Raw genomic sequence first — 22,946 nt, forward strand, 5'->3', positions numbered from 1 at the left:
CTCCCTCAGCGCAGCTTGGGATCGAGGGCGTCGCGCACCGCGTCGCCGAGGAGGATGAACGCCAGCACGGTGATGCTCAGGAACGCCGACGGGATGAGCAGGACGTGCGGGGCGTCGCGCAGCACGTCCTTGGCCGCGGAGATGTCCACGCCCCAGGAGATGGCCGGCGGCTGGAGGCCGATGCCCAGGTAGGACAGCGTGGCCTCGGCGGAGATGTAGCCGGCCAGCGCGATGGTGGCCACGACGATGACCGGTCCGATGGCGTTCGGCAGGATGTGCTTGAACAGGATCCGGCTGTTGCCGGCGCCGAGCGCCCTGGCGGCCGTCACGAAGTCCGACTGCTTCTGCGTGATGACCGCGCCGCGCATGACGCGGGCGAGCTGCATCCAGCCGAAGACGGACAGGCCCAGGGTCACCGTCCACACGGTGCGGTTGGTGAACGCCTGGAGCAGTACGAGCGCGCCGAGGAGCAGCGGGATACCGAAGAACACGTCGGTGATGCGCGACAGGAGGGCGTCGGCCCAGCCGCCGAAGTAGCCGGCGAGCATGCCGAGCAGGCCGCCGAAGACGGTGACCGCGAAGGTCACGCAGACACCGACGATGATCGAGGCGCGGGCGCCGTAGACCGTACGGGCCCACACGCTCTGGCCCTGCTTGTTGTAGCCGAACCAGTCCACCTGGAACAGGTGGGACCATTGGGGCTCGCCCAGGTAGTGGTTGCGCAGGTCGGCGTGTTCGGGGTCGGCGCCCGTGAAGAGCGACGGCACGACCGCCATGAGGATCAGCAGGACGAGCAGCACACCGGCGATCCAGAACATCGGCCGGGTACGCAGCTCGCGCCACGCGTCCTGGCCGAGGCTGCGGGGCTTGTTGGCGGGACCGCCGGCGGCCTCGGCGGCGGCAGCGCCGACGCCGGGTGCCGCGAGGTCCACGGTGTCGCCGGTGGTGCCCGGCCCCGCGACGCTGCCGGGGTTCACAGTTGTCTTCTCAGGCATAGCGGATCCTCGGGTCCAGAACGGCGTACAGCAGGTCCACGACCAGGCTGCTCACGAGGTAGATGAGGACGAGCACCGTCACGATGCCGACCACGGTCGGGCCTTCACTGGTCTGGATCGCCTTGTACAGCGTGTTGCCCACACCCTGGACGTTGAAGATGCCCTCGGTGACGATGGCGCCGCCCATCAGCATGCCGAGGTCGGTGCCGAGGAAGGTGACCACGGGGATCAGGGAGTTACGCATCAGGTGCACGCCCAGGCGCCGGCTCTTGGGCAGGCCCTTGGCGAGCGCGGTGCGCATGTAGTCGGCGCGGAGGTTCTCCGCGACGGTGGTCCGGGTGAGCCGGGTGACGTACGCGAGCGACAGGGCGCCGAGGACGATCGCCGGCACGGTGAGCTGCCCCAGGTTCATGGAGTCCTGGACCGTCGGCGTGATGAGCTTCCACTTCAGGCCCAGGACGAACTGGGCGAGGTAGCCGAGCACGAACACCGGGACCGAGATCACGACCAGGGTGAGCACCAGGACCAACTGGTCGATGAACTTGCCGCGCTTGAGGCCGGTGAGCATGCCGAGCGCGACACCGATGACGACCTCGATGGCGAAGGCGTAGAGCGCCAGCCGGATGGTGACCGGGAAGGCCTCGCCGATCAGGTCGGCGACCGGGCGGCCGGTGAAGCTCTGGCCGAAGTCGCCCTTGAACAGGCCGGTCAGGTAGTTCCAGTACTGGGTCAGCATGGGCTGGTCCAGCCCGAACTGGTGCCGAAGTCTGGCGACGGTGGCCGGGTCGGCGGCCTTGTCACCGAAAAGCGCCTTGATGGGGTCGCCCGGCAGCGAATACACCATCAGGAAAATGAGCAGAGTGGTCCCGATGAAGACCGGGATCATCTGGAGCAGTCGCCTCGCGACATAACGCCCCATGGTTCCTCCTGTCGCTGACGGGCCCAGCGGCCGCCGCGCCCCGGGGGTAAGGGGGCGGGCGGCTACTGGGCCTGCGTCACATGCAGCGTCCCGGTTACTTCTTCTTGACCTCGACGTCGGTCCAGATCGCCTGGCGGTAGGTGTCGAACTTCACGTTCTGCACGTTGTTCGAGTAACCGCCGAGGGTGTGGTCGAAGAACAGCGGGATGGAGGGCATCGTCTCCGTCAGCTTCTTCTCGGCCTGGAGGTAGAGCTTGTTGGACTCCTCGATGGTCTTGGCCGCGTTGGCCTGGTCCATCAGCTTGTCCAGCTCGGGGTCGGAGAAGCCCATGTCGTTCGCGCCGGCACCGGTGCGGTACTGCTCGGAGATGAAGTTGGAGATGTTCGGGAAGTCCTGGACCCACGCCATCCGGAAGGCGCTGTCCATCTTCTTGCCGGTGATCTCGTTACGGACCTGCTGGAAGGTCGGGCGCGGCTGGGCGGCGCAGTTCACGCCGGTGTTCTGCTTGATGTCGTTGCAGACCGCCTCGGCCCAGTCCCGGTGGCCGCCGTCGTTGTTGAAGGTGATGGTCATCTTGTTGCCGGGGACGCCACCGCCTTCCTTGATCAACTGCTTGGCCTTGGTCGGGTTGAACTTGCAGAACTCGCCGCAGGCGTCCTTCTCGTAGCCCTCGACGACCGTGGGCACCCAGCCGTCGGCCGCGTCATAGGCGTCCTTGAGGACGGTCTTGACGATGGTCTCGCGGTCGATGGCCATGGACAGGCCCTGACGGACCTTGGCCTTCTCCGGCTTGCCCCACTCCTTGTCGTACATGGGGAAGGCGATGGTGGTCTGACCGCCGTACGGCTCGTTGACCGCGCGCTCGCCGAGGTCGCTCTTGAACTTGCTGGTCGCCGAGTTCGGGACCTTGTACATGATGTCGACCTTGTCGGAGACCAGGTCGTTGTAGGCGCTGTCGTCCGTGTTGTAGAACTTGAAGATCACGCCGCCGTTCTTGGGCTTGTCCCGGCCCTTGTAGTCGGCGTATTTCTTCGTCTTGAACTGGACCTTGTGCTCCCAGTTCCCGTCCTGCTGGTACGGGCCGTTGCCGATGGGGTGCTCACCGAACGCCTTGGTGTCCTTGAAGAACGCCTTGGGCAGCGGGTAGAAGGCGTCGTAGAACAGCCGCTCCTTGAAGGTGGAGACCGGCTTCGACAGCTCGATGGTGAACTCGTTGTCGTTGACGACCTTCAGGCCCGACATCTTGTCGGTCTCCGGGTCGCCCTTCTCCGGGTGGATCTCCTCGTAGCCCTTGATGGGCTCGAACCAGGAGGCGTTGAGCTGGGCGTTCTTGGCGTTGGCGCCCCAGTTCCAGGCGTCCACGAAGGAAGAGGCCGTCACCGGCTCGCCGTTGTGGAACTTCCAGCCCTTCTTCAGCTTCACCGTGAAGTGCTGGTTGTCCGTGGACTCGATGCTCTCGGCGTTCTGGTACTGCAGCTTGCCCTTGGCATCGAAGTCGACCAGACCACGGAAGAGGTTCTTGACGATGTAGCCGCCGCCGACCTCGTTGGTGTTGGTCGGGATCAGCGGGTTCTGCGGCTCGGTGTTGTAGTAGGTGTACGTGCCGTTGGGGTCAACGGCCGCGTTGTTGCCACTACCACTGCCGCCGCCGCACGCCGTGGCGGTCAGCGCCACGGCAATCGCGCCTGCGACCCAGGTGGCGCTCTTGGCACCGCGCATGGGACTGCCTCCTCATGAGTCCATTCACTTCATGGAAAGGAGCTGCCCGCTGCTGACACCCCTGACAGCCAGCGACCAGCCCCTGCTGCTCGTGAGTCGGCGCTCCCCACAGCGCGTGACCCATTGACCCGAGCTCAATGCACCCCAGTCTCAGTCACGTTCGCCCCATAAACCACGTGTAAGGGGTCTCGGTTTGGTCACATCCGTTTTCCGCGAGTTCGGAATCCGGACAAACCAAACCATCCAGACGGTAACGAAACGGACTGTCGGCGCACCACTTGATGATCTTCGTCCGCAATTCGGACTCGCCATGGCCCGATCGCAACCGGAATCCCGTTGACACGGTGCGGGTGAATGGGTTAGCCGGTATGCCGTACCGGTAAACGGAAAGCGCCCCACCGGATGGAAAATCCGGTGGGGCGCTTTCGGAGCGTAATCGCCGGGCGGACGCCGGGAATTACCCGGCGTGTTCGCCCGGTCGCGCGCCGGGCGTCAGCGCTTCGCGCGGGAAGCGGTGCGGCCGCGCTCCTTCTGGTCCAGGACGACCTTGCGGATGCGGACCGCCTCCGGGGTCACCTCGACGCACTCGTCGTCGCGGCAGAACTCCAGCGACTGCTCCAGGGAGAGCTTGCGCGGCGGCACGATCGCCTCGAACGAGTCGGCCGAGGAGGAGCGCATGTTGGTGAGCTTCTTCTCCTTGGTGATGTTCACGTCCATGTCGTCGGAGCGCGAGTTCTCACCGACGATCATGCCCTCGTACACCTCGGTGCCCGGCTCGGTGAACAGCACGCCGCGCTCCTGGAGGTTGGTCATCGCGAAGGCGGTGACCGCGCCGGCCCGGTCGGCGACCAGCGAACCGTTGTTACGGGTCGTCAGCGTGCCGAACCAGGGCTCGTGGCCCTCGTGGATGGAGTGCGCGATGCCCGTACCGCGGGTGTTGGTCAGGAACTCCGTACGGAAGCCGATCAGACCGCGGGACGGCACGACGAACTCCATGCGGACCCAGCCCGAGCCGTGGTTGGACATGTTGTCCATCCGGCCCTTGCGGACGCCCATGAGCTGCGTGACGGCACCCATGTGCTCCTCGGGCACGTCGATCGTCATGCGCTCGACCGGCTCGTAGGTCTTGCCGTCGACCTCCTTGGTGACCACCTGCGGCTTGCCGATGGTCATCTCGAAGCCCTCGCGGCGCATCTGCTCGACCAGGATGGCCAGCGCCAGCTCACCGCGGCCCTGCACCTCCCAGGCGTCGGGGCGCTCGGTGTCCAGGACGCGCAGCGAGACGTTACCGATCAGCTCGCGGTCCAGGCGGTCCTTGACCTGGCGGGCGGTGACCTTGCGGTCCTTGGTAGCGGCCTTGGCGTCCGCGCCCTTGCCGGTGCCGCCGCGGCCGACCAGCGGGGAGGTGTTGGTGCCGATGGTCATCGAGATCGCGGGCTCGTCGACCGTGATCAGCGGCAGCGCGACCGGGTTCTCCGGGTCGGCCAGCGTCTCGCCGATCATGATGTCGGGGATGCCGGCGACGGCGCAGATGTCACCGGGGCCCGCGACCTCGGCGGGCTTGCGGGTGAGCGCCTCGGTCATCATCAGCTCGGTGATGCGCACGCTCTGGACCGACCCGTCACGCTTCATCCACGCGACGGTCTGGCCCTTGCGCAGCTCACCCTGCTCGACACGGAGCAGCGCGATACGGCCGAGGAAGTTGTCCGCGTCGAGGTTGGTGACGTGGGCCTGGAGGGGCGCCGACTCGTCGTACTCGGGGGCCGGGACGGTGTCCAGCAGGGTGCTGAAGAACGGCTCCAGGTTGGTGCTGTCCTGCGGGACCGTGCCGTCCTCCGGCTTGGTCAGCGAGGCCACACCGTCACGGGCGCAGGCGTAGACGATCGGGAACTCGATCTGGTCCTCGTCCGCGTCCAGGTCCAGGAACAGGTCGTAGGTCTCGTCGATGACCTCGGCGATCCGGGCGTCCGGCCGGTCGGTCTTGTTGATGCACAGGATGACCGGCATCTTCGCGTCCAGCGCCTTGCGCAGCACGAAGCGGGTCTGCGGCAGCGGACCCTCGGAGGCGTCCACCAGGAGCACCACCGCGTCCACCATCGACAGGCCGCGCTCGACCTCGCCGCCGAAGTCGGCGTGGCCGGGGGTGTCGATGATGTTGATGGTGATGACGTCGCCGCCATCCTTGGGGTGGTACTTCACCGCCGTGTTCTTGGCCAGGATCGTGATGCCCTTCTCACGCTCCAGGTCGTTCGAGTCCATCATGCGGTCGTCGAGGGACTCGGCCGCGTGCGCGGCGAAGGAGCCGGCCTGCTTGAGCATGGCGTCGACCAGGGTGGTCTTGCCGTGGTCGACGTGGGCGACGATGGCGACGTTACGAATGTCGTGGCGCGTGGGCATACTGCGGCGCTTCTCCCGGATCGTGGATGGCGGCACGTACGGTCCGGTACGTGTGCCTGCCGGGCATGAAGACGCCACGGCCTCACCCCATGGTACGGGGCGGGCGCGGGATCGGCCGCCCCCGGGCAGCAGTACCACCTCTGACCTGCGGTGATGCCGTAATCGAACGGCCGCTGTACGCCGGGGAGCCCCGTCCGGGCCGCCCTGGCGCCACCCGTACGTCACCGCGCCGTACCCGCGGCGGCCGGCCGGGTGCTCCCCCGCTCCGGCCGGCCGCCGGCCCGGTCCGCTACGCCCGGCCCGTCACTTCTTGTAACCGATGTCCTGGAAGCGGGGGGTCGCGAAGCCGAAGGCTCCCGCGTTGACCAGGTTCTGCTTCGCCGCGACGACCTCGGGCCGCTGGTAGAGCGGTACGGACCCGGCCGCCGCCCAGATCCGCGCGTCGGCCCGGTCGACCAGCTCCCGGGAGGCGTCCTCGTCCAGCTCGGCGGCCGCCTGGTCGAAGAGCTGGTCGATGTGGTCGGACCCGACCCGGGTGTAGTTCTGCTCGACGGTCAGGCTGCCGTCGGCCGCGGGCTGCGGCTTGGCGTAGATGGGGCGGCCGTCGGTGGCCGGGTAGGCGGAGCCGGGCCAGGTGTAGAGCGCCAGGTCGAAGTCGCCGGCCGCGATGTGGTCCTCGAAGTAGCTCTTGTCCGGCACCTTCTGCACGGCGGTCTGCACACCGATCCGGGCGAGCATCCCGGAGATCCGGTCGGCCACCGTCCGCAGCCGCTCGGAGCCCGGCCCGTCGGGGAGCACGAAGCGCAGGACGAGCGGCTTGCCGTCCTTCCTGAGGGCCGGGACCGGCCCGTGGGCCGCGGGGTCGGCCCGGAACAGGTCCACCGGGGCGGCCAGGCCGCCCTCGACCGGCTTGCCGTCGGCCGCCCGGCCCCGCCGCGCCGGCTGCGCGCCGGTGCCGCCGGCCTCCGGGGCCACCTCGATCATCTCGGCGGCGCTGAGCGCGCCGGCCGCCAGCATCTCGAAGCGCCGGTAATCCGCGTACGCCGCGACGGTCGTGTCCCCCCGGGCCGCCGTACGCCGGCCGGCGGCGGCGTCCTTGTAGAGGGCGGCGCTCTGCCGCAGCAGCGTGGACCGCTGGAGGTCGGCGGTCCGTACCCCGGCCGAGGACAGCGGCGTCGCCGGTACGCCGTCCGCGCGCTCCACGACGCCCGCCTTGCCGTCGTCGGCGGCGCCCCGGTCGGCGTCCACCTTCTTCTCCGGCTGCGCGGAGGCACCGCCCGGCGCCCGCCAGCCCGCGTCCGCCAGCAGCGACCGCGCGGCCGTGGTGTCCGGTCCGCCGAGGGCGCCGCTGTGGTCCGCGTACCCGGGCTGGGCCGCCATCAGCAGATGGCTGCCCAGCGGCCGGTTCGGCAGGCCGAGCGGCTTGAGCACGGAGTCGGCCAGCTTCTGCCGGTCGATGGCGCGGGCCACCGCGCGGCGCACCCGGTCGTCGCCGAGGGGGCCGGTGCTGCCGTTGAGGGCGAGTTGTGTGTAGGCGGGCTCCAGGGCCGTGCGGACGGTGTAGCGGCGCAGGGCGTCCCGCTCGGCGGCGGACGCGCGGCGCGGCGGCGCGTCGTCGCCGCGCGGGGCCGGGGAGCGCCCGGCGTCGGCGTCTTCGACGCGCCCGGTCTCGGCGGCGCCGTCGGACGCCCCGGCGCTCGGCGATCCGGCGCCGGGCGAGCCCCCGCCCGGTGAGCCGGCGCTCGCCGACCGCGACGCCGCGGGCCGGCGCGCCGCGATGATCTTCTGGGCGTCGGCGGGGTCCACCTCGGCCAGGTCCGCCTTCCCGGCGGCCAGCGCCGCGGCCCGCTGCTCGCGCGGCAGCGCGGTCAGCACGATCGTGTCCAGCTTGGCGGGCGCCCCCCACCACTTCGGGTTGCGTACGAGGGTGAGCGTGCCGGCCTCGCCGTCCCGTTCCGCCACCGCGAACGGCCCGGCCACCGCCGTGAGCCGGTCGCGCGCACCGTCGTTGAAGGCCCGCGCGTCGCCCGTCACGCCCTGCGGGTACAGCGGCGTGAACAGCGACTTCCAGTCGGCGTACGGCTTGCTGAAGGTGACCTTGACCTCGTGCGCGCCGCCGCCCCGCTCGACCTTCTCGATGCGGTCGTACCCGGCGTTGCGCGCGCTCCAGTACGCGTTGTCCTTGCCGTTCAGCGCCTTCCACTGCGCGGCGAAGTCCTCCGGCCCGACGGCCCGCCCGTCGCTCCACCGCGCCTTCGGGTTGATCTTGTAGACCACGGTCTGCCGGGGCTCGCGGTCGGTGACGTCGGCGGCGTCCAGGTAGTCCGGGTTGCGCTGCGGCCGGCCGCGCTGGTCCAGGGTGAACAGCCGGGGCAGTACGGCGTCGGTGACGCGCCGCGTGACCGCGTCCGCGCGCGCCTGGAAGGCGTTCAGCGTGCCGGGCACGGCGTCCACCGCCCAGCGCAGCGTGCCGCCCTGGCGCACCCGGTCACGGGCGGTGGCGGAGATGTCCTGGGCGCCGGGGCCGGCCTCCTCGGCGTCGTCGCCTCCGCCGCAACCGGTCAGGACCGGCAGCGGCAGCAGCACTCCGGCAGCGAGGAGCGCGGCACAGCGGCGCCTGCGGCAGGCCGCGCCGCCTGAGCTGACGGGGTGGGTCATCACGGTTACCTCCGGGGCTCGCCCGCGCCGGGCCGCCGCGGCGGGCCGCGGGGCCACGGATCACGTTCGGCCGACTTTGCGGCTCATCACATCTATGGCTCCCCCACTGAAGGGGACCGGCCGCCGCGGGGGCGGGCGACACGTCGGCCGCCCCCGTGAAGGCCACCCGCCCGGCCCAATCGTTTCCGCTCCCGCGCGCGTATCCCGGTACCACGGGCGGCCCGGGCTCCCTGGCCGACCCGCCCCTCGGGGAGCGGGCGGGCGCGCGGCCCCCGCGCCCGCAGGCGTACGCGCCGCCGTACAAGAGCACACCCGCCGGCACGGCCCGACGGCGCACACGCGCCGAAACACGCCGGTCCGGTTCCGCAATCACGGCGGATCCCTTCCCAATCGCGACTGTGACGCGCGACACTCGCAGGCGCACGCCGCTGCGCCCGGACGCGTCCGGGCGGGCGGCGAGGGCGCGCCGACCACACCCACGGAGGTGAGGCAAGTCATGTCCCTTCAGGACGATCTGACGGCAGCTCAGCGCAGTCTGGACGACCTGGAACGGTCGGTCGGGCGACTGGAGGCACAGGTCGGCGACGGCCTGGACATCCGGCGCGTACGCAGCGACACGGTCCATCTGCGCGAGAGCCTGCAACTACTGCGGGACGGCGCCGGGGACGCTCCCGGCGGTCGGCCCGCCCACGGCACGGGCGCGCGCTCCGTCCGCCCGCCGGCGTCCGCCCTTGAGATGGTGACCATCCCGGACGCGCCGTACGACACCGCCCTGTGGGCCGGCGCCGAGGACGAGGGTCTCGGCGCACGCGACCGCCGGGCGCCCTAGGGCACAACAGCCCCGTACAGCCCCGCCCCACCACCGGACAGCCGTCTACGGAGACCGACGTTGGCCACTGGTACCGAACCCCAACCGCATACCGAGACAAACGGCGCGAAGGGCGCGGCCGGCCCGCCCGGCACCGGCGTCCACGCCCCCTCGCGCGCCGCGATACCCGCCCGCCACCTGCGCACCGACCGCTGGTGGCTGTACCCGGCCACGACCGCGGCGGGCCTGTTCGCCTTCGTCGTGTACTCGACGTGGCGGGCGTTCGCGAACGCGGACTACTACGCCGCGCCGTACGTCTCACCGTTCTACTCGCCATGCCTGGCGGAGAACTGCCACCCGATGCGCGGCGGGCCCAACTGGGAGGTCTTCGGCAACTGGTGGGGCCTGTCCCCCGCCCTGCTGATCCTGATCTTCCCGCTGGGCTTCCGGCTGACCTGCTACTACTACCGCAAGGCGTACTACCGCGGCTTCTGGGCCTCGCCCCCGGCCTGCGCGGTCGCCGAGCCGCACAAGAAGTACACCGGCGAGACCCGCTTCCCGCTGATCCTCCAGAACATCCACCGCTACTTCTTCTACTTCGCGGTGGTCGTCGCGGGCATCCTCACCTACGACACCGTGCTCACCTTCCGCGACGCGCACTACGCGTGGGGCCACATGGGCCTGGGCACCCTCGTCTTCCTCGTCAACATCGTGCTGATCTGGGCGTACACGCTCTCCTGCCACTCCTGCCGGCACATCGTCGGCGGCCGGCTGCGGCACTTCTCGAAACACCCGGTGCGCTACCGCCTGTGGGGCTGGGTCGGCAGGCTCAACGCCCGGCACGCGGCGCTCGCCTGGGCCTCGCTGATCAGCGTGGCCGCCGCCGACTTCTACGTCTTCCTCCTCGCCACCGGGGTCTTCGACGACCCGCGCTTCTTCTAGGAAGGGTGCCTTGTGATGACGCAGCTCGACCGGCAGGAGTGGGACGTTGTCGTGGTGGGCGCGGGCGGTGCCGGGCTGCGCGCCGCCATCGAGGCCCGTGAGCAGGGCATGCGTACGGCCGTGATCTGCAAGTCGCTGTTCGGCAAGGCCCACACGGTCATGGCCGAGGGCGGCATCGCGGCCAGCATGGGCAACGTCAACGAGGGCGACAACTGGCAGGTGCACTTCCGCGACACCCTGCGCGGCGGCAAATTCCTCAACCACTGGCGGATGGCCGAGCTGCACGCGCGCGAGGCGCCGCAGCGGGTCTGGGAGCTGGAGAGCTGGGGCGCGCTCTTCGACCGCACCCCGGACGGCCGGATATCGCAGCGCAACTTCGGCGGCCACGAATACCCGCGCCTGGCGCACGTCGGCGACCGTACGGGCCTGGAGCTGATCCGCACCCTCCAGCAGAAGATCGTCTCCCTCCAGCAACAGGACGAGCGCGACCTCGGCTCGTACGACTCCCGCTTGAAGGTGTTCCAGGAGTGCACCGTCACCCGCGTCCTCAAGGACGAGGACCGGGTCGCCGGCGTGTTCTGCTACGAGCGCGAGTCCGGCCGCTTCTTCGTCCTCCAGGCACCGTCCGTGGTGCTGGCCACCGGCGGCATCGGCAAGTCCTTCAAGGTGACGTCCAACTCCTGGGAGTACACCGGCGACGGGCACGCGCTCGCGCTGCTCGCCGGGGCGCCGCTGATCAACATGGAGTTCGTCCAGTTCCACCCGACGGGCATGGTCTGGCCGCCGTCCGTCAAGGGCATCCTCGTCACCGAGTCCGTCCGCGGCGACGGCGGGGTACTGCGCAACAGCGACGGCAAGCGCTTCATGTTCGACTACATCCCGGACGTCTTCAAGGAGAAGTACGCCCAGTCCGAGGCCGAGGGCGACGGCTGGTACGACGACCCGGACCACCATCGCCGCCCGCCCGAACTGCTGCCCCGCGACGAGGTCGCGCGCGCCATCAACGCCGAGGTCAAGGCGGGTCGCGGCTCCCCGCACGGCGGCGTCTTCCTCGACGTCTCCACCCGGATGCCCGCCGAGGTCATCCGGCGGCGGCTGCCCTCCATGCACCACCAGTTCAAGAAGCTGGCGGACGTGGACATCACCGCCGAACCGATGGAGGTCGGGCCGACCTGCCACTACGTGATGGGCGGCGTGGACGTCGACCCGGACACCGCGGCGGCCGTCGGCGTCCCCGGCCTCTTCGCCGCCGGGGAGGTGGCGGGCGGCATGCACGGCTCCAACCGGCTCGGCGGCAACTCCCTGTCCGACCTGCTGGTCTTCGGCCGCCGCGCGGGCCTGTACGCGGCCGAGTACGCGCGCGCCCGCTCCGTACGGCCCGCCGCCGACCCGCTCCAGCTCGACGCCGCGGAGGCGGAGGCGCTGCGCCCGTTCAGCGCCGAGGGACCCGACACGCACCACGCGGGGCGCCCCGCCGAGAACCCGTACACCCTCCACCAGGAACTCCAGCAGGCGATGAACGACCTGGTCGGCATCATCCGCAAGCAGGGCGAGATGGAAGAGGCCCTGGAGCGCCTCGCCGACCTGCGGGTACGGGCCCGCCGGGCCGGGGTCGAGGGCCACCGGCAGTACAACCCCGGCTGGCACCTGGCCATCGACCTGCGCAACATGCTGCTGGTCAGCGAGTGCGTGGCCCGCGCGGCGCTGGAACGCACCGAGTCCCGTGGCGGGCACACCCGCGACGACCACCCGGAGATGGACCGGCGCTGGCGCCGGGTCAACCTGGTCTGCGAACTGGCCGAGGACGGCGCGGACCTCCCCCCGCGGGACCCGGCCGTCGGCCAGATCCGCCTGGCCCGCCGGGAGAACCCGCCCATCCGGCCCGACCTCCTGGACCTCTTCGAGCGCGACGAACTGGCGAAGTACCTGACGGACGAGGAACTGCCGGCAGTGGCCGGCCCGGCGGCACCCACCACCGGCACAGCGGACGACGAGGGGGCGGGCCGGTGAGCGCGCAGTCCCCCGACGCCTACAAGGCGCACTTCAGGATCTGGCGGGGCGACCCGGGCGGCGGCGGCCTGGCGGACTTCCGGGTGGAGGTCAACGACGGCGAGGTGGTCCTCGACATCATCCACCGGCTCCAGGCCACCCAGGCACCCGACCTCGCGGTGCGCTGGAACTGCAAGGCGGGCAAGTGCGGCTCGTGCAGCGCGGAGATCAACGGCCGGCCCCGGCTGATGTGCATGACCCGGATGTCGGTCTTCGGTCGTGACGAGACGGTCACCGTCACCCCGATGCGGGCCTTCCCGGTCGTCCGCGACCTGGTCACGGACGTCTCCTTCAACTACACCAAGGCCCGGGAGATCCCGAGCTTCGTACCGCCGCCCGGCCTGGACCCGGGCGAGTACCGGATGCGGCAGGAGGACGTCGGCCGCTCCCAGGAGTTCCGCAAGTGCATCGAGTGCTTCCTGTGCCAGGACACCTGCCACGTCGTCCGTGACCACGAGGAGAACAAGACCGCCTTCGCGGGGCCCCGTTTCCTCATGCGTATCGCGGAACTCGACATGCACCCCCTGGACGCCGCCTCCGAAACCGGCCTCGACCGCAAACGCACCGCCCAGGAGAACCACGGCCTCGGCCACTGCAACATCACCAAGTGCTGCACCGAGGTGTGCCCCGAGCACATCCGCATCACGGACAACGCCTTGATCCCCTTGAAGGAGCGCTCCGTCGACCGCAAGTACGACCCGCTGGTGTGGCTGGGGAACAAGATCCGGCGACGGAAGGAATGAGAGCCGGCCTCTGAGCCGGGGGCGGAGGGCACGCGTGTCGCGGTGGCCGCCGGGACACCGCCGCCTCCGGCCGCGGGCGCGCATACCGGTGGGGCACTGCCCGATGGCGCGTGGTCCGACGGCGCGGGCGGGGCGGCCCCGCCCCGCGTCAGAACAGGCTCAGCAACGCGTCCGCCGGGTCGGGCAGGGCGGTGTCACCGTCCGGGAGGGGCAGTTCGAACCAGACGGTCTTGCCGCGGGGGGTGCGGCGGCTGCCCCAGCCGGCGCTGAGGAGCCCGACGAGCTGGAGACCGCGGCCGCCCTCGTCGGTGTCGCGGGCCCTCCTGCGGCGGGGCTGGGCCAGGTCCGCGTCCCACACCTCACACACCAGGGTGCGGTCCAGCAGCAGGCGCAGCCGGATCTCGCCGTGGCCGTGCCGCAGCGCGTTGGTGACCAGCTCGCTGACGAGCAGTTCGGTGGTGTCGACCAGGGCCTCCAGACCCCAGTCCGTGAGCTGGTCGCGGGCCAGCTCACGGGCGCGGGAGACCGAGCGGGCCTCGGGGGCCAGATTCCAGTCGCCGACGGAGTCCTTGGGCAGGCCGTGCACGCGGGCCATCAGCAGCGCGATGTCGTCCTCGCCGTGCCGGGTGTCCAGCGCGTTCAGCACGTGGTCGCAGGCGTCCTCCAGCGGGCGCCCGGCCTCCGACAGGGCCGTCTGGAAGGCCCGCAGGCCCTCGTCCAGCGGGTGGTCGCGGGACTCGACCAGGCCGTCCGTGTAGAGGGCGAGCAGCGCGCCGTCGGGCAGCTCGACCTCGGTCTCCTCGAACGGCTCGCCGCCCACCCCCAGCGGCATACCGGGCGGCACGTCCAGCAGCAGGGCGTCCTCGCCCTGCTCGACGATGACGGGCGGCAGATGCCCGGCGTTGGCGAAGGTGCAGCGCCGGGTGACCGGGTCGTACACGGCGTAGACGCAGGTGGCGAGGTAGACCTCGGAGAGGTCGGCGGTGCCGGAGCCACAGCGCAGCGCCTGCGCCCGCGCGTCGGCGGGGGCCGCGGACCGGCTGCGGGGGGCGCGCGCGGTCGTACGGGCGCCGCCGCCGGTCGCGCCGAGCCCGCGCGCGATCTCGTCGAGCGCGGAGAGCACCTCGGCCGGTTCCATGTCGAGCAGGGCCAGGGTCCGTACGGCCGTCCGCAGTTCGCCCATCGCGACGGCGGCGCGCAGCCCGCGCCCCATCACGTCACCGACGACGAGCGCGGTGCGGTGGCCGGGCAGCTCGATCACGTCGAACCAGTCGCCGCCGACCTCGGTGGCGGTGGTGCCCGGCAGGTAGCGGCAGGCGATGTCCAGACCGGCCGCCTCGGGGTCGCCCGGCGGCAGCAGGCTGCGCTGGAGGATCAGGGCGCGTTCGTGCTCCCTGCGGTAGAGCCGGGCGTTGTCGATGCAGACCGCGGCGCGCGCGGCCAGGTCGACGGCGAGGGCGGTGTCCCGTTCGCCGAACGGCTCGCTGCCCTTCGTACGGGAGAACTGCACCAGCCCGACCACGGTGTCCCGGGCGACCATCGGCACGGCGAGCGTGGAGTGCACCACGGCGCCCAGCTCGGCCCGCTCCTCGCTCTCCCGGCCCGGGATGATCTGCGCCTGCGCGGTACGCAGCGCGCCCGCGCACGGGGAGTTGAACGGGTAGCGGTGGACGGCGCCGACCTCGACCGGCCCGGCCTCGCCCTCGGGCACCCCGCAGGTCGTGGTGGCCAGCGGCGCGTCCGAGACGGCGCTGGCGAAGGCGACCCGGCGCAGCTCGGCGCTGCCGTCGGCCATCCCCGGCGGAGCCTCGTCACCGGCCAGCAGGCCCTGGTAGAGGTCCACGGACGCCAGGTCGCAGAACTGCGGCACGGCGACGTCGAGCAGCGTACGGGCGGTGGTCTCCAGGTCGAGGGAGTTGCCGATACGGGCCCCGGCCTCGTTGAGCAGCGCCAGGTTGCGGCGGGCGCTGGCGGCTTCCCGTTCGGCCCGGCGGCGGCCGGTCACGTCGGCGGCCAGCGCGGCGACCCCGATGGGGCGGCCGCTGGCACCGTGCAGGCGGTACAGGGACACCGACCAGCGGCGGCGGTCGGCCTCGCCGGCCGGTGCGGCGGGGGACGCCGGGCCGGAAGAGGCGGCGGGCTCGGGTGTGGTGGGGGCGGGAATGGCGGGGGCGCCGCCGGACGCCGGTGCCGTGGACGGGGCGGGCACCGTGCCGACGAGCTGCATCTCCCCGACCGGCTCGCCCGTCTCCAGCACCCGCCGCAGCGCCGCCTGGAGCCGTTCGGCCTCGGAGCGGGGCAGGAAGTCGTGCGGCCCGCCACCGCGGTACTTGGCCGCGGGGCCGCCGAAGACGGTCGCGAAGCGCTCGTTGACGCGGCGGATCCGCAGGTCCGTGTCGAAGAGCAGGAAGCCCATCGGAGATTGGCCGAAAACGGCCTGCGAGGCGGCGAGGTCGGTCTCGATGCCGCGCAGCGCGCGGACGTCGACGACGAGACAGACCGCGGCCCGCTCGCCGTCCGCCGTCTCGGACGGCATCACATAGATCTCCGCAAGCCGGCCGTCCCCGGCGTCCGGCCCGGCGTCCCGCCCGGCGCCGCGGGCGCGGTACGGGACCAGGCCGGTCCACTCCCGGCCGTCCAGGATCTGCGACACCGTGCGGTGGGCCTGTTCGTGCAGCTCGTGCGGGACGAAGGCGGTCACGGGGTCCTTGCCGACCGCGTCCGCGGCGGGGATGCCGAGCATCTCGGCGGCGCGCTCGCTCCACCGGTCGATGCGTCCGTCGGGGCCGAGGGAGAAGGACGCGACGCGGATGTAGTCATAGATGGAGCCGGGCGGGCTGCTCTGCCATATCGGCGGGCCTTCCGGGCCGTCCGGCCCCGAGCGGCCCGACGGCCGTGCCGGACCGTCCGTACCGCCCGGCCCGGCCGGCTGCGCGGGTCCTGCCCCGCCAGATGACTTCTCGCTCACGAGCCCCGTCCCCTCCAGCTCATCGTGCCCGGACCGGACGAGCCGAGTATCCAGCACCGCGGCTATCCGGAACACGGTCTTCACGATCACAGCACAGTCTCGATCGCAAGCCGTCCACAGAATGTCAATGAAACGGCAACGATCAGGCCGCCACCAGACTCCTAACCCGCCACAGACAGCTCGAACCACACTGTTTTCCCCGTTCTGCCATGTCGGGTGCCCCAAGACCGTGACGTGCACGCCACCAGTTGCAGGCCCCGGCCGCCCTCGTCCTCGGGAGTCGCGGCGCGCTCCCGCGGCGGGTCGGGCACCGGATCCGACACCTCGACGAGCAGACCGCCCCCGCTCTTGAGGACGATACGCAAGCCGATGGGCCCGCTGGCATAGCGCAGCGAGTTGGTCACCAGCTCGCTGACGAGCAGCACGGTCAGGTCGACGACGGTGTCCAGCCCCCAGTCCTGGAGTGTCTCGCGGACCGCGGCACGGGCGGTACGCGCGGACCCGGGCTCGGCCGGAAAGCTCCATTCGGCGAGCGGGGAACCGGAGATCATGCCGCGTCGGGGCGCGTAGGGGGCGGATTCCGGGACCCCTGCCGCTGCGCTGTCGCTCACGCCGATCACTTCCCAGCCCGATGCGAACACCCTCCGGATTGTCCGTGGTGAGGGGGTAAACAGCACATACCCGGTATCAGCGCATCAATATCGCTCTCAATGGCGCACTGTGGCACAAACGGCGTACTGGGGCGAGCGAAGTCACGGCGCATACGCCTCACGGGCGGTACGGCTGCTCCGGTGCCGGCACCGCAGCGGCAGCCCCGTACGGGGGACCCGCCCGATCCGATGATCGGCCCGTACGGGGGAACGGTGAGGTGACAAGATGACCGGCCCACACGGAGCGCCCGCCCGGAGCGCCCACGCGCACCCGCGACCCAGGGCGGCCCGGTCAGGCTCCGGCCGCGTACGTGGAGCCGAGGCGGCGCATCGCCTCGGCGACCGCCGGGCGGTCCTGGTCCAGCCAGTCGACCTCGCCCTCCTGGCCCGGGGCCAGCCAGCGCAGCTCGTCGTGGTCCTGGAGGGGCCGGGGCTCGCCGGAGACCAGCCGGGCCGTCCACACCCGCAGGACGAGACCGGGGCGCAGTGCCCACTCCCCCGGGATGCGCTCCAGCGGCGCGGCCTCGATTCCCAGCTCCTCGCGGAGTTCGCGCGCCAGCGCCTCCTCGGGCGTCTCACCGGGCTCGACCTTGCCACCGGGCAGCTCCCAGCGGCCGGCCAGCGCGGCGGGCGCGCTGCGCCGCGCGGCCAGCAGCCTTCCCCCGTCGAGCACCGCTCCGCCGACCACCACACGTACGTCCGTCATGCGCGGCAGCCTACGTCCCCCGCTGCCGCCCCTTCGCCTCAGGTGGTGACGTGCCCCACCCGCTCCACGACGTAGAGCCGCCCGTTGCGGCGGGTGTCGAGCCGGTCGGCCACCTGCTCCGCTTCCGCGCGGGTGGCGTAGCGGCCGACGCGATAGCGGTTGCCGCCCTCGTCCTGGCGAATGACGAGCCAGGGCAGCACCGCGCCACTGTCGGTCATCGCGCCCCTCCGTCCGCCGGCCGGCACGCCGTCGCGCGCCCCTCCAGTACTGATGCCGAAACCGCATTCCGCATATGCCCGAGCCTACGCCCGACCTTTACGCACCGGATACGCCTTTGCACAAAGAGATACCGAACCGGCCATCGAACTCCGCGCAAAGGGCGTACGGACGCCCCTGCGAGCGCCCCTGGACACGGACACGAACGGGCGCCGCCGGTGGCTCCTGCCACCGACGGCGCCCGTCGGTCCCCTTCGCGAGAAGGCGTTACGCCTTGCCCGCCTCGCACTTGGCGCCGGACACGTCACCGGCCTTGGCGGCCGCGGCCTGCTCCTCGGCGGCCTCGGCCTCGGCCGCCGCCAGCGACTCCGCCTCGGCCTCGATCAGCGACGGGTTGCGCCAAGAGCTGCGGACCCCCCATACGTAGAAGACCAGGCCGATCACGGCGACCACGACGATGTCCCAGCCCGGCGGCAGGTAGCCCTTGCCGCCGAACTCCTCGCCGCCCATGTACGAGACGCCCGCCATGACCAGCAGGTACGCCACCATCCAGGCGCCCGCCTTCAGGTGCGGCTTCAGCTCGGCCCACGGCTTGCGCAGCTCGTACCAGGCCCAGACCGGCAGACCGACCGCCATGATCAGGATGACCTTGCCGGTGAGCGGCCAGCGGCCCCAGTACAGGACCAGCGAGCCGAAGACCATCGCGATCGGCGCGATGAACGGCATCACGCGCAGCTTCACCGGCCGCTTGAGGTCGGGCGCCAGGCGGCGCAGCGACATCACCGCGACCGGGCCGGTGATGTACGAGATCACGGTGGCCACCGAGACGATCTCGGCGAGCGAGCCCCAGCCGCGGAAGACCGCGAGGAACAGGAAGGCGATGAACAGGTTGAGGACCAGCGCCGGGCGCGGCACACCGGTCTTCTTGTCGACCCGGCCGAAGATCTTCGGCAGATGGCCGTTCTCCTGCACGCCGTGGATCATGCGCGAGGTGGTCGCGGCGTAGATCATGCCGGTGCCGGACGGGGAGACGAAGGCGTCCGCGTACAGCAGCAGCGCCAGCCAGTTCAGGCCCCAGGCGATGGCGAGGTCGGCGAGCGGCGAGTTGTAGCCGAGGTGGGCCCAGCCGCCGGCGGACTCCAGCTTGCCGCCGGGGACGGCCATCAGGAAGGCGACCTGGAGCGCGACGTAGATGACCAGCGCGATCAGGATCGAGTAGATGACGGCCTTGGGCAGCGACTTGCCCGGGTTACGGGCCTCGCCGGCCATGTTCAGCGGCGACTGGAAGCCGTTGTAGGCCCAGACGATGCCGGAGACGGCGACGGCGGTGAAGACCGCGCTCCAGCCGTTGGGCGTGAAACCGCCGTGGTCCTTGATGTTGCCGGTGTCGAAGTGCGCCAGCATCAGCGCGCTCGCGGTCATGATCGGGACGACGACCTTGAAGACCGTGATCGCGGTGTTGGTCTTCGCGAAGAGCGAGATCGCGAACCAGTTCAGGAAGAAGTAGAAGATCAGCAGGAGACTGGCCAGGGCGACGCCGCTGCCGGTCAGTTCCTTGCCGTCGTAGAGCCCCTGGGTCCACCCGAAGTTCCAGGAACTCATGTACTGGACGGAGGCGGTCGCCTCCCCGGGTATGACGGAGACGATCGCGATCCAGTTGGCCCAGGCGGCGAGGTAGCCGGCGAGCGAACCGTGCGAGTACTGGCCGTAGCGGACCATGCCGCCCGCCTTGGGGAACATCGAGCCGAGCTCGGTGTAGGTCAGGGCGATCGTGAGCGCGACGACCGCGCCGATGACCCAGGCGAGGATGGCGGCGGGACCAGCGATGGCGGCGGCCCGCTCGGCCCCGAAGAGCCAGCCGGAACCGATGATCGACCCCAGACCCGTGGCGGTCAGGGCAATGGTCCCGAGGGACCGTCGGTAATTCGAGTGGGAGCCCTGCTCCGCGCTCTGGGTCTGCGTCGTGCTCAACGTGCTTGGTCTCCTGATCTTCCCCCGTGCCGTGCACAAACTTCGCCATCGTAAGAGCGAATTGGAAGATCGGATTCCCAAGCAAGGTCAAAACTCGGGTCTGGCTGAAGGTGTGTGAGGTTTCCAACACGCCAATTGGCCTCCCAAATCCAGACATACTGCGACTTAGGGGGTGGCTACTGGCGGGTTACGCGTCAGTACACAACGTGCGATCTTGACCGCAGGCGGCGATGAAATTACTAGGTGGGAACGGGTTTCGGTCATTACGGAGAGGGGAAAGGGGTGCCCGCGCCGCCGGCCTGCCGACCTGACCCGCCACACTGTCCCACCATCGCCTGACGCACGCGCCTGACGCACGGAGCTGGTGCTGGGCTCTGGTGCTGGTGCTGGTGCTGGTGCTGGGCAGCCAACGCGGCTGACAGGGCTGAGGTATGGGCAGCGGGCGGCCGGTACGTGAGGCCGGCCCATGGGTCGAAGCGAGCGGCCGATCCATGCGGCCGGTACAGGGGACCGAAGCAGGCGGCCGATGCGTGCAACCGGCACCGGGAACCGAAGCGCGCGGCCGAAGCATGCGACCGGCGCCGGGGAAGCCAGCGACTACCGCCCGGACAGACGGGTTGGCGGCTAATGGACGGGCAGGTGGTACGCCACCCGATGGCGGTCGGCGAGCGTCACGACATCGGCCGTCTCCACGGGGCGGCCGCCCGCGAAGTACGTACGCGAGATGACCAGCACCGCATGGCCCGGCACCCCGCCCAGCGTCATGGCCTCCTCGGCGAGCCCGGGGCGCGCCCCGACCTCCTCGACCACGTTGTCCACGATCACGTCGATGGCCGCCATCCGCTCGACCACCCCACGGCCGGCCAGCGGCCCCTCCTCGGGCAGCATCACCGGCGTACGTCCCGTGATGTCCAGCGGCTCCCAGGACGTCGAGAGCATGGCCGGCTCACCCTCGGCGCGGAAGAGATAGCGCGTACGCATCACCCGGTCGCCCACCTGGATGCGCAGCCGGGACGCGACGACCGGGTCGGCCTCCTCCCGCGCGCTGCTGGACTCCCAGGTGCCCTTGACCCGCTCGTCGGCCTGCTCCTGCCGGAAGGGCGTGGCGCCGACGCCGGTGCGGTAGCCGGCCCGGGCGATACGGCGCGGGACGGGCTGCTCGCGCACGTACGTCCCCGACCCGGAGCGGCCCTCGACCAGGCCCTCGGCCATCAGAACCTTGCGGGCCTCCAGGGCGACCGTGTCGGAGACGCCGTACTCCTCGCGAATACGGGCCTGGGAGGGGAGGCGGGTGTGCGGGGGCAGCACACCTTCGACGATCTTCTGGCGCAGGTCGCCGGCGACGCGGAGGTACGCGGGCTGCTCACCGAAAGGCACATGCCCCTCCCAACAGCTTGACAGTCAGCAACAGCGTGGCAACCGCGCGTTGTTGACCGCAAGCCTGGGCCAGTAATTCACTCGATGTGATGAAGCCCAGCTCAACCGGCCTCCTGATCATGGAAGTTGGCCCACCATGGACACGCGTTCCCGGCTGCCCGGCGAGGCCGCGCCGTTCGTGCGAAAGTCGATACGACACGCCGCACGCGCGACCGCCCGAGCGGTACGGGAAGGAGCCCACCGTGCCCGACACCCCCACCGCCGACCCCCGCGAGACCACCGGCGCCCCCGCCCCCGCCCCCGCTCCCTCCCCCTCCTCCCGCCTCTTCCCCATGCCGGAGGACTGGCAGCGCGCCCTGGCCATCGTGGCCCACCCCGACGACCTCGAATACGGCGCAGCCGCCGCCATCGCCGAGTGGACCGCGGCCGGGCGAGAGGTCGCCTACCTCCTGGTCACGCGCGGTGAGGCGGGTATCGACGGCCTCGGCCCCGAGGAGTGCGCCACGGTCCGCGAGGCGGAGCAGCGGGCGAGCGCCGCCGTCGTCGGCGTACGGACGGTGGAGTTCCTGGACCGCCACCGCGACGGCGTCATCGAGGCCGGCCTACCGCTCCGCCGCGACCTGGCGGCCGCCATCCGCTGGCACCGCCCCGAGCTGCTGATCACCCTCAACCACCACGACACCTGGGGCGGGGTCGCCTGGAACACCCCGGACCACCGAGTAGTGGGCCGCGCCACCCTCGACGCGGCGGGCGACGCGGGCAACCGCTGGATCTTCCCCGACCTGACCGCCGAACTCGGCCTCGACCCCTGGAACGGCGTCCGCTGGGTGGCGGTGGCCGGCTCCCCACACCCCACCCACGCCAAAGACGTCGGCCCCGGCATCGACCGAGCCATCTCCTCCCTGGCCGAACACCGCGCGTACATCACGGGCCTGGAAGACGCGGGCAAGGACCCGGCCGCGTACGCCCGCTCCATCCTCGAACCCATGCTCCGCACAGCGGGCGACCAGTACCGCGGCACCCCCGCCACCCTCTTCCAGCTCTACCCCCGCTGACGACCGCCCCCTTCCACCTCCCGACACACCCGCCGAAGCCACCGAAGACCACCTCGAACGCCACACCGAAATCAGTATCTGGCAATCACTTGCCGCAATCCCGTACCAAGGGCGTCCCCCAGTGCCCCCCACATCGGCCGAACAAAGAGGCAACTCGCATTCCGGATCAGTGATCGTCAACCTGTACCTGGAAAACCCCGCGGCTTCGACGTAATCGAGGGCGTTCAGGTCCGTCGGCGCAGAGCAACAGGGAGTCGTCGCAGCGAGCGAACCGAAAAACCCGTCCGGCAGAACCGCGCAGCCCATCTCACCGACCCACCAGTCCTCGATGTCGGCTCCGCACACAGGACAGCGAACACCGCTCCCATTCCCTCACCCTCCTCGATCGATGAACGCCGTACCGAGGAGATCCCGGACCTCATAGCCCCCCATCGCTATCGGCACGATCTGCCGAAGCGACGCGAAAGCGGCCTCACTCGCAGGCGGAGGACTCGGACCGCCTCCCCGAGGCGCCTCGCCACACTGAACTCATAGACGGAGCGCTCGTCTCCCCGACATCGCCGCAGCGGTCGTGGCACGGCCGTCTTGTCACCGCCCTGACCACCACGCTCATGGCACAGGCGCCGACCGGCTTCGAGGTCGAGCGGGCGATGACGATCCGCCTCGATGCCCGTAACCGCCCCGAGCCGGACCTCTTGCCGACGGGTCCGCCCTACCGCGGCGCCACGGCTCCCGATCCGGCGTTGTGTACACATGCGACACTCGGCACTCT

Annotated in this window: 16 protein-coding genes and 1 pseudogene; 6 read left to right on the forward strand and 11 right to left on the reverse strand. The window is 70.9% G+C overall.

Features of this window, described 5'->3' with window-relative positions; translation table 11 throughout:
• Nucleotides 1-5: 5 nt before the first annotated feature.
• From ACH4EB_RS27705 to ACH4EB_RS27725, 5 genes are all read right to left on the reverse strand, one after another.
• On the reverse strand, nucleotides 6-995 hold the full coding sequence (locus ACH4EB_RS27705) for an ABC transporter permease (protein ID WP_398350549.1): 990 nt from the start codon (nucleotides 993-995) through the stop codon (nucleotides 6-8).
• Nucleotides 988-1,914, reverse strand: a complete 927-nt coding sequence (locus ACH4EB_RS27710; RefSeq protein WP_398350551.1) for an ABC transporter permease — start codon at nucleotides 1,912-1,914, stop codon at nucleotides 988-990. Before ACH4EB_RS27710 ends, ACH4EB_RS27705 begins: the two co-directional genes overlap by 8 nt.
• A gap of 94 nt (nucleotides 1,915-2,008) precedes the next feature.
• A complete protein-coding gene (locus ACH4EB_RS27715; protein ID WP_398350552.1) occupies nucleotides 2,009-3,634 on the reverse strand; it encodes an ABC transporter substrate-binding protein in 1,626 nt (541 codons plus the stop codon).
• Between the two features lie 492 nt (nucleotides 3,635-4,126).
• Nucleotides 4,127-6,031, reverse strand: coding sequence for a translational GTPase TypA (gene typA, locus ACH4EB_RS27720; protein WP_398350553.1), 1,905 nt, complete (start codon nucleotides 6,029-6,031; stop codon nucleotides 4,127-4,129).
• A gap of 303 nt (nucleotides 6,032-6,334) precedes the next feature.
• The gene (locus ACH4EB_RS27725; RefSeq protein WP_398350554.1) at nucleotides 6,335-8,689 is read right to left on the reverse strand and encodes an ABC transporter family substrate-binding protein; all 2,355 of its coding nucleotides are present in this window, start codon (nucleotides 8,687-8,689) and stop codon (nucleotides 6,335-6,337) included.
• A 496-nt stretch (nucleotides 8,690-9,185) separates the two neighbouring features.
• On the opposite strand from ACH4EB_RS27725, the gene ACH4EB_RS27730 reads away from it, so the two are divergent.
• From ACH4EB_RS27730 to ACH4EB_RS27745, 4 genes are read left to right on the forward strand one after another with little or no spacing between them, the layout of a single operon-like run.
• Complete coding sequence (locus ACH4EB_RS27730; RefSeq protein ID WP_398350555.1) at nucleotides 9,186-9,518, forward strand: hypothetical protein; 333 nt, start codon at nucleotides 9,186-9,188, stop codon at nucleotides 9,516-9,518.
• Nucleotides 9,519-9,578: 60 nt separating this feature from the next.
• On the forward strand, nucleotides 9,579-10,439 hold the full coding sequence (locus ACH4EB_RS27735) for a hypothetical protein (RefSeq protein WP_398350556.1): 861 nt from the start codon (nucleotides 9,579-9,581) through the stop codon (nucleotides 10,437-10,439).
• 15 nt (nucleotides 10,440-10,454) lie between these two features.
• Nucleotides 10,455-12,449 carry a fumarate reductase/succinate dehydrogenase flavoprotein subunit gene (locus ACH4EB_RS27740; protein WP_398350557.1) on the forward strand — a complete coding sequence of 665 codons (1,995 nt, stop codon included), beginning with the start codon at nucleotides 10,455-10,457 and terminating at the stop codon, nucleotides 12,447-12,449.
• Nucleotides 12,446-13,231 carry a succinate dehydrogenase/fumarate reductase iron-sulfur subunit gene (locus ACH4EB_RS27745; RefSeq protein ID WP_398350558.1) on the forward strand — a complete coding sequence of 262 codons (786 nt, stop codon included), beginning with the start codon at nucleotides 12,446-12,448 and terminating at the stop codon, nucleotides 13,229-13,231. Before ACH4EB_RS27740 ends, ACH4EB_RS27745 begins: the two co-directional genes overlap by 4 nt.
• A 148-nt stretch (nucleotides 13,232-13,379) precedes the next feature.
• Here ACH4EB_RS27745 and ACH4EB_RS27750 read toward each other — a convergent pair whose 3' ends face one another.
• The 6 genes from ACH4EB_RS27750 to ACH4EB_RS27775 form a co-directional block, all read right to left on the reverse strand.
• Nucleotides 13,380-16,082, reverse strand: coding sequence for a SpoIIE family protein phosphatase (locus ACH4EB_RS27750; protein WP_398350587.1), 2,703 nt, complete (start codon nucleotides 16,080-16,082; stop codon nucleotides 13,380-13,382).
• Nucleotides 16,083-16,360: 278 nt separating this feature from the next.
• Nucleotides 16,361-16,750: an ATP-binding protein gene (locus tag ACH4EB_RS27755; RefSeq protein ID WP_398350589.1), complete on the reverse strand. Its 390-nt coding sequence runs from the start codon at nucleotides 16,748-16,750 to the stop codon at nucleotides 16,361-16,363.
• A 391-nt stretch (nucleotides 16,751-17,141) separates the two neighbouring features.
• Nucleotides 17,142-17,555, reverse strand: coding sequence for a (deoxy)nucleoside triphosphate pyrophosphohydrolase (locus ACH4EB_RS27760; RefSeq protein WP_398350559.1), 414 nt, complete (start codon nucleotides 17,553-17,555; stop codon nucleotides 17,142-17,144).
• A 38-nt stretch (nucleotides 17,556-17,593) separates the two neighbouring features.
• The gene (locus ACH4EB_RS27765; protein WP_398350561.1) at nucleotides 17,594-17,773 is read right to left on the reverse strand and encodes an SPOR domain-containing protein; all 180 of its coding nucleotides are present in this window, start codon (nucleotides 17,771-17,773) and stop codon (nucleotides 17,594-17,596) included.
• A gap of 265 nt (nucleotides 17,774-18,038) precedes the next feature.
• Nucleotides 18,039-19,742 carry an APC family permease gene (locus ACH4EB_RS27770; protein WP_398350563.1) on the reverse strand — a complete coding sequence of 568 codons (1,704 nt, stop codon included), beginning with the start codon at nucleotides 19,740-19,742 and terminating at the stop codon, nucleotides 18,039-18,041.
• 624 nt (nucleotides 19,743-20,366) lie between these two features.
• Nucleotides 20,367-21,119: a GntR family transcriptional regulator gene (locus tag ACH4EB_RS27775; protein WP_398350565.1), complete on the reverse strand. Its 753-nt coding sequence runs from the start codon at nucleotides 21,117-21,119 to the stop codon at nucleotides 20,367-20,369.
• Between the two features lie 332 nt (nucleotides 21,120-21,451).
• Here ACH4EB_RS27775 and ACH4EB_RS27780 point away from each other — a divergent pair, with 332 nt between their 5' ends.
• A complete protein-coding gene (locus tag ACH4EB_RS27780) occupies nucleotides 21,452-22,174 on the forward strand; it encodes a PIG-L deacetylase family protein (protein WP_398350590.1) in 723 nt (240 codons plus the stop codon).
• Between the two features lie 482 nt (nucleotides 22,175-22,656).
• Nucleotides 22,657-22,890: pseudogene (locus tag ACH4EB_RS27785) on the forward strand (Uma2 family endonuclease); the annotation flags it as partial.
• Nucleotides 22,891-22,946: the final 56 nt, after the last annotated feature.

The sequence above is a fragment of the Streptomyces sp. NPDC018045 genome, from assembly GCF_044327445.1.
Classification (GTDB): Bacteria; Actinomycetota; Actinomycetes; order Streptomycetales; family Streptomycetaceae; genus Streptomyces.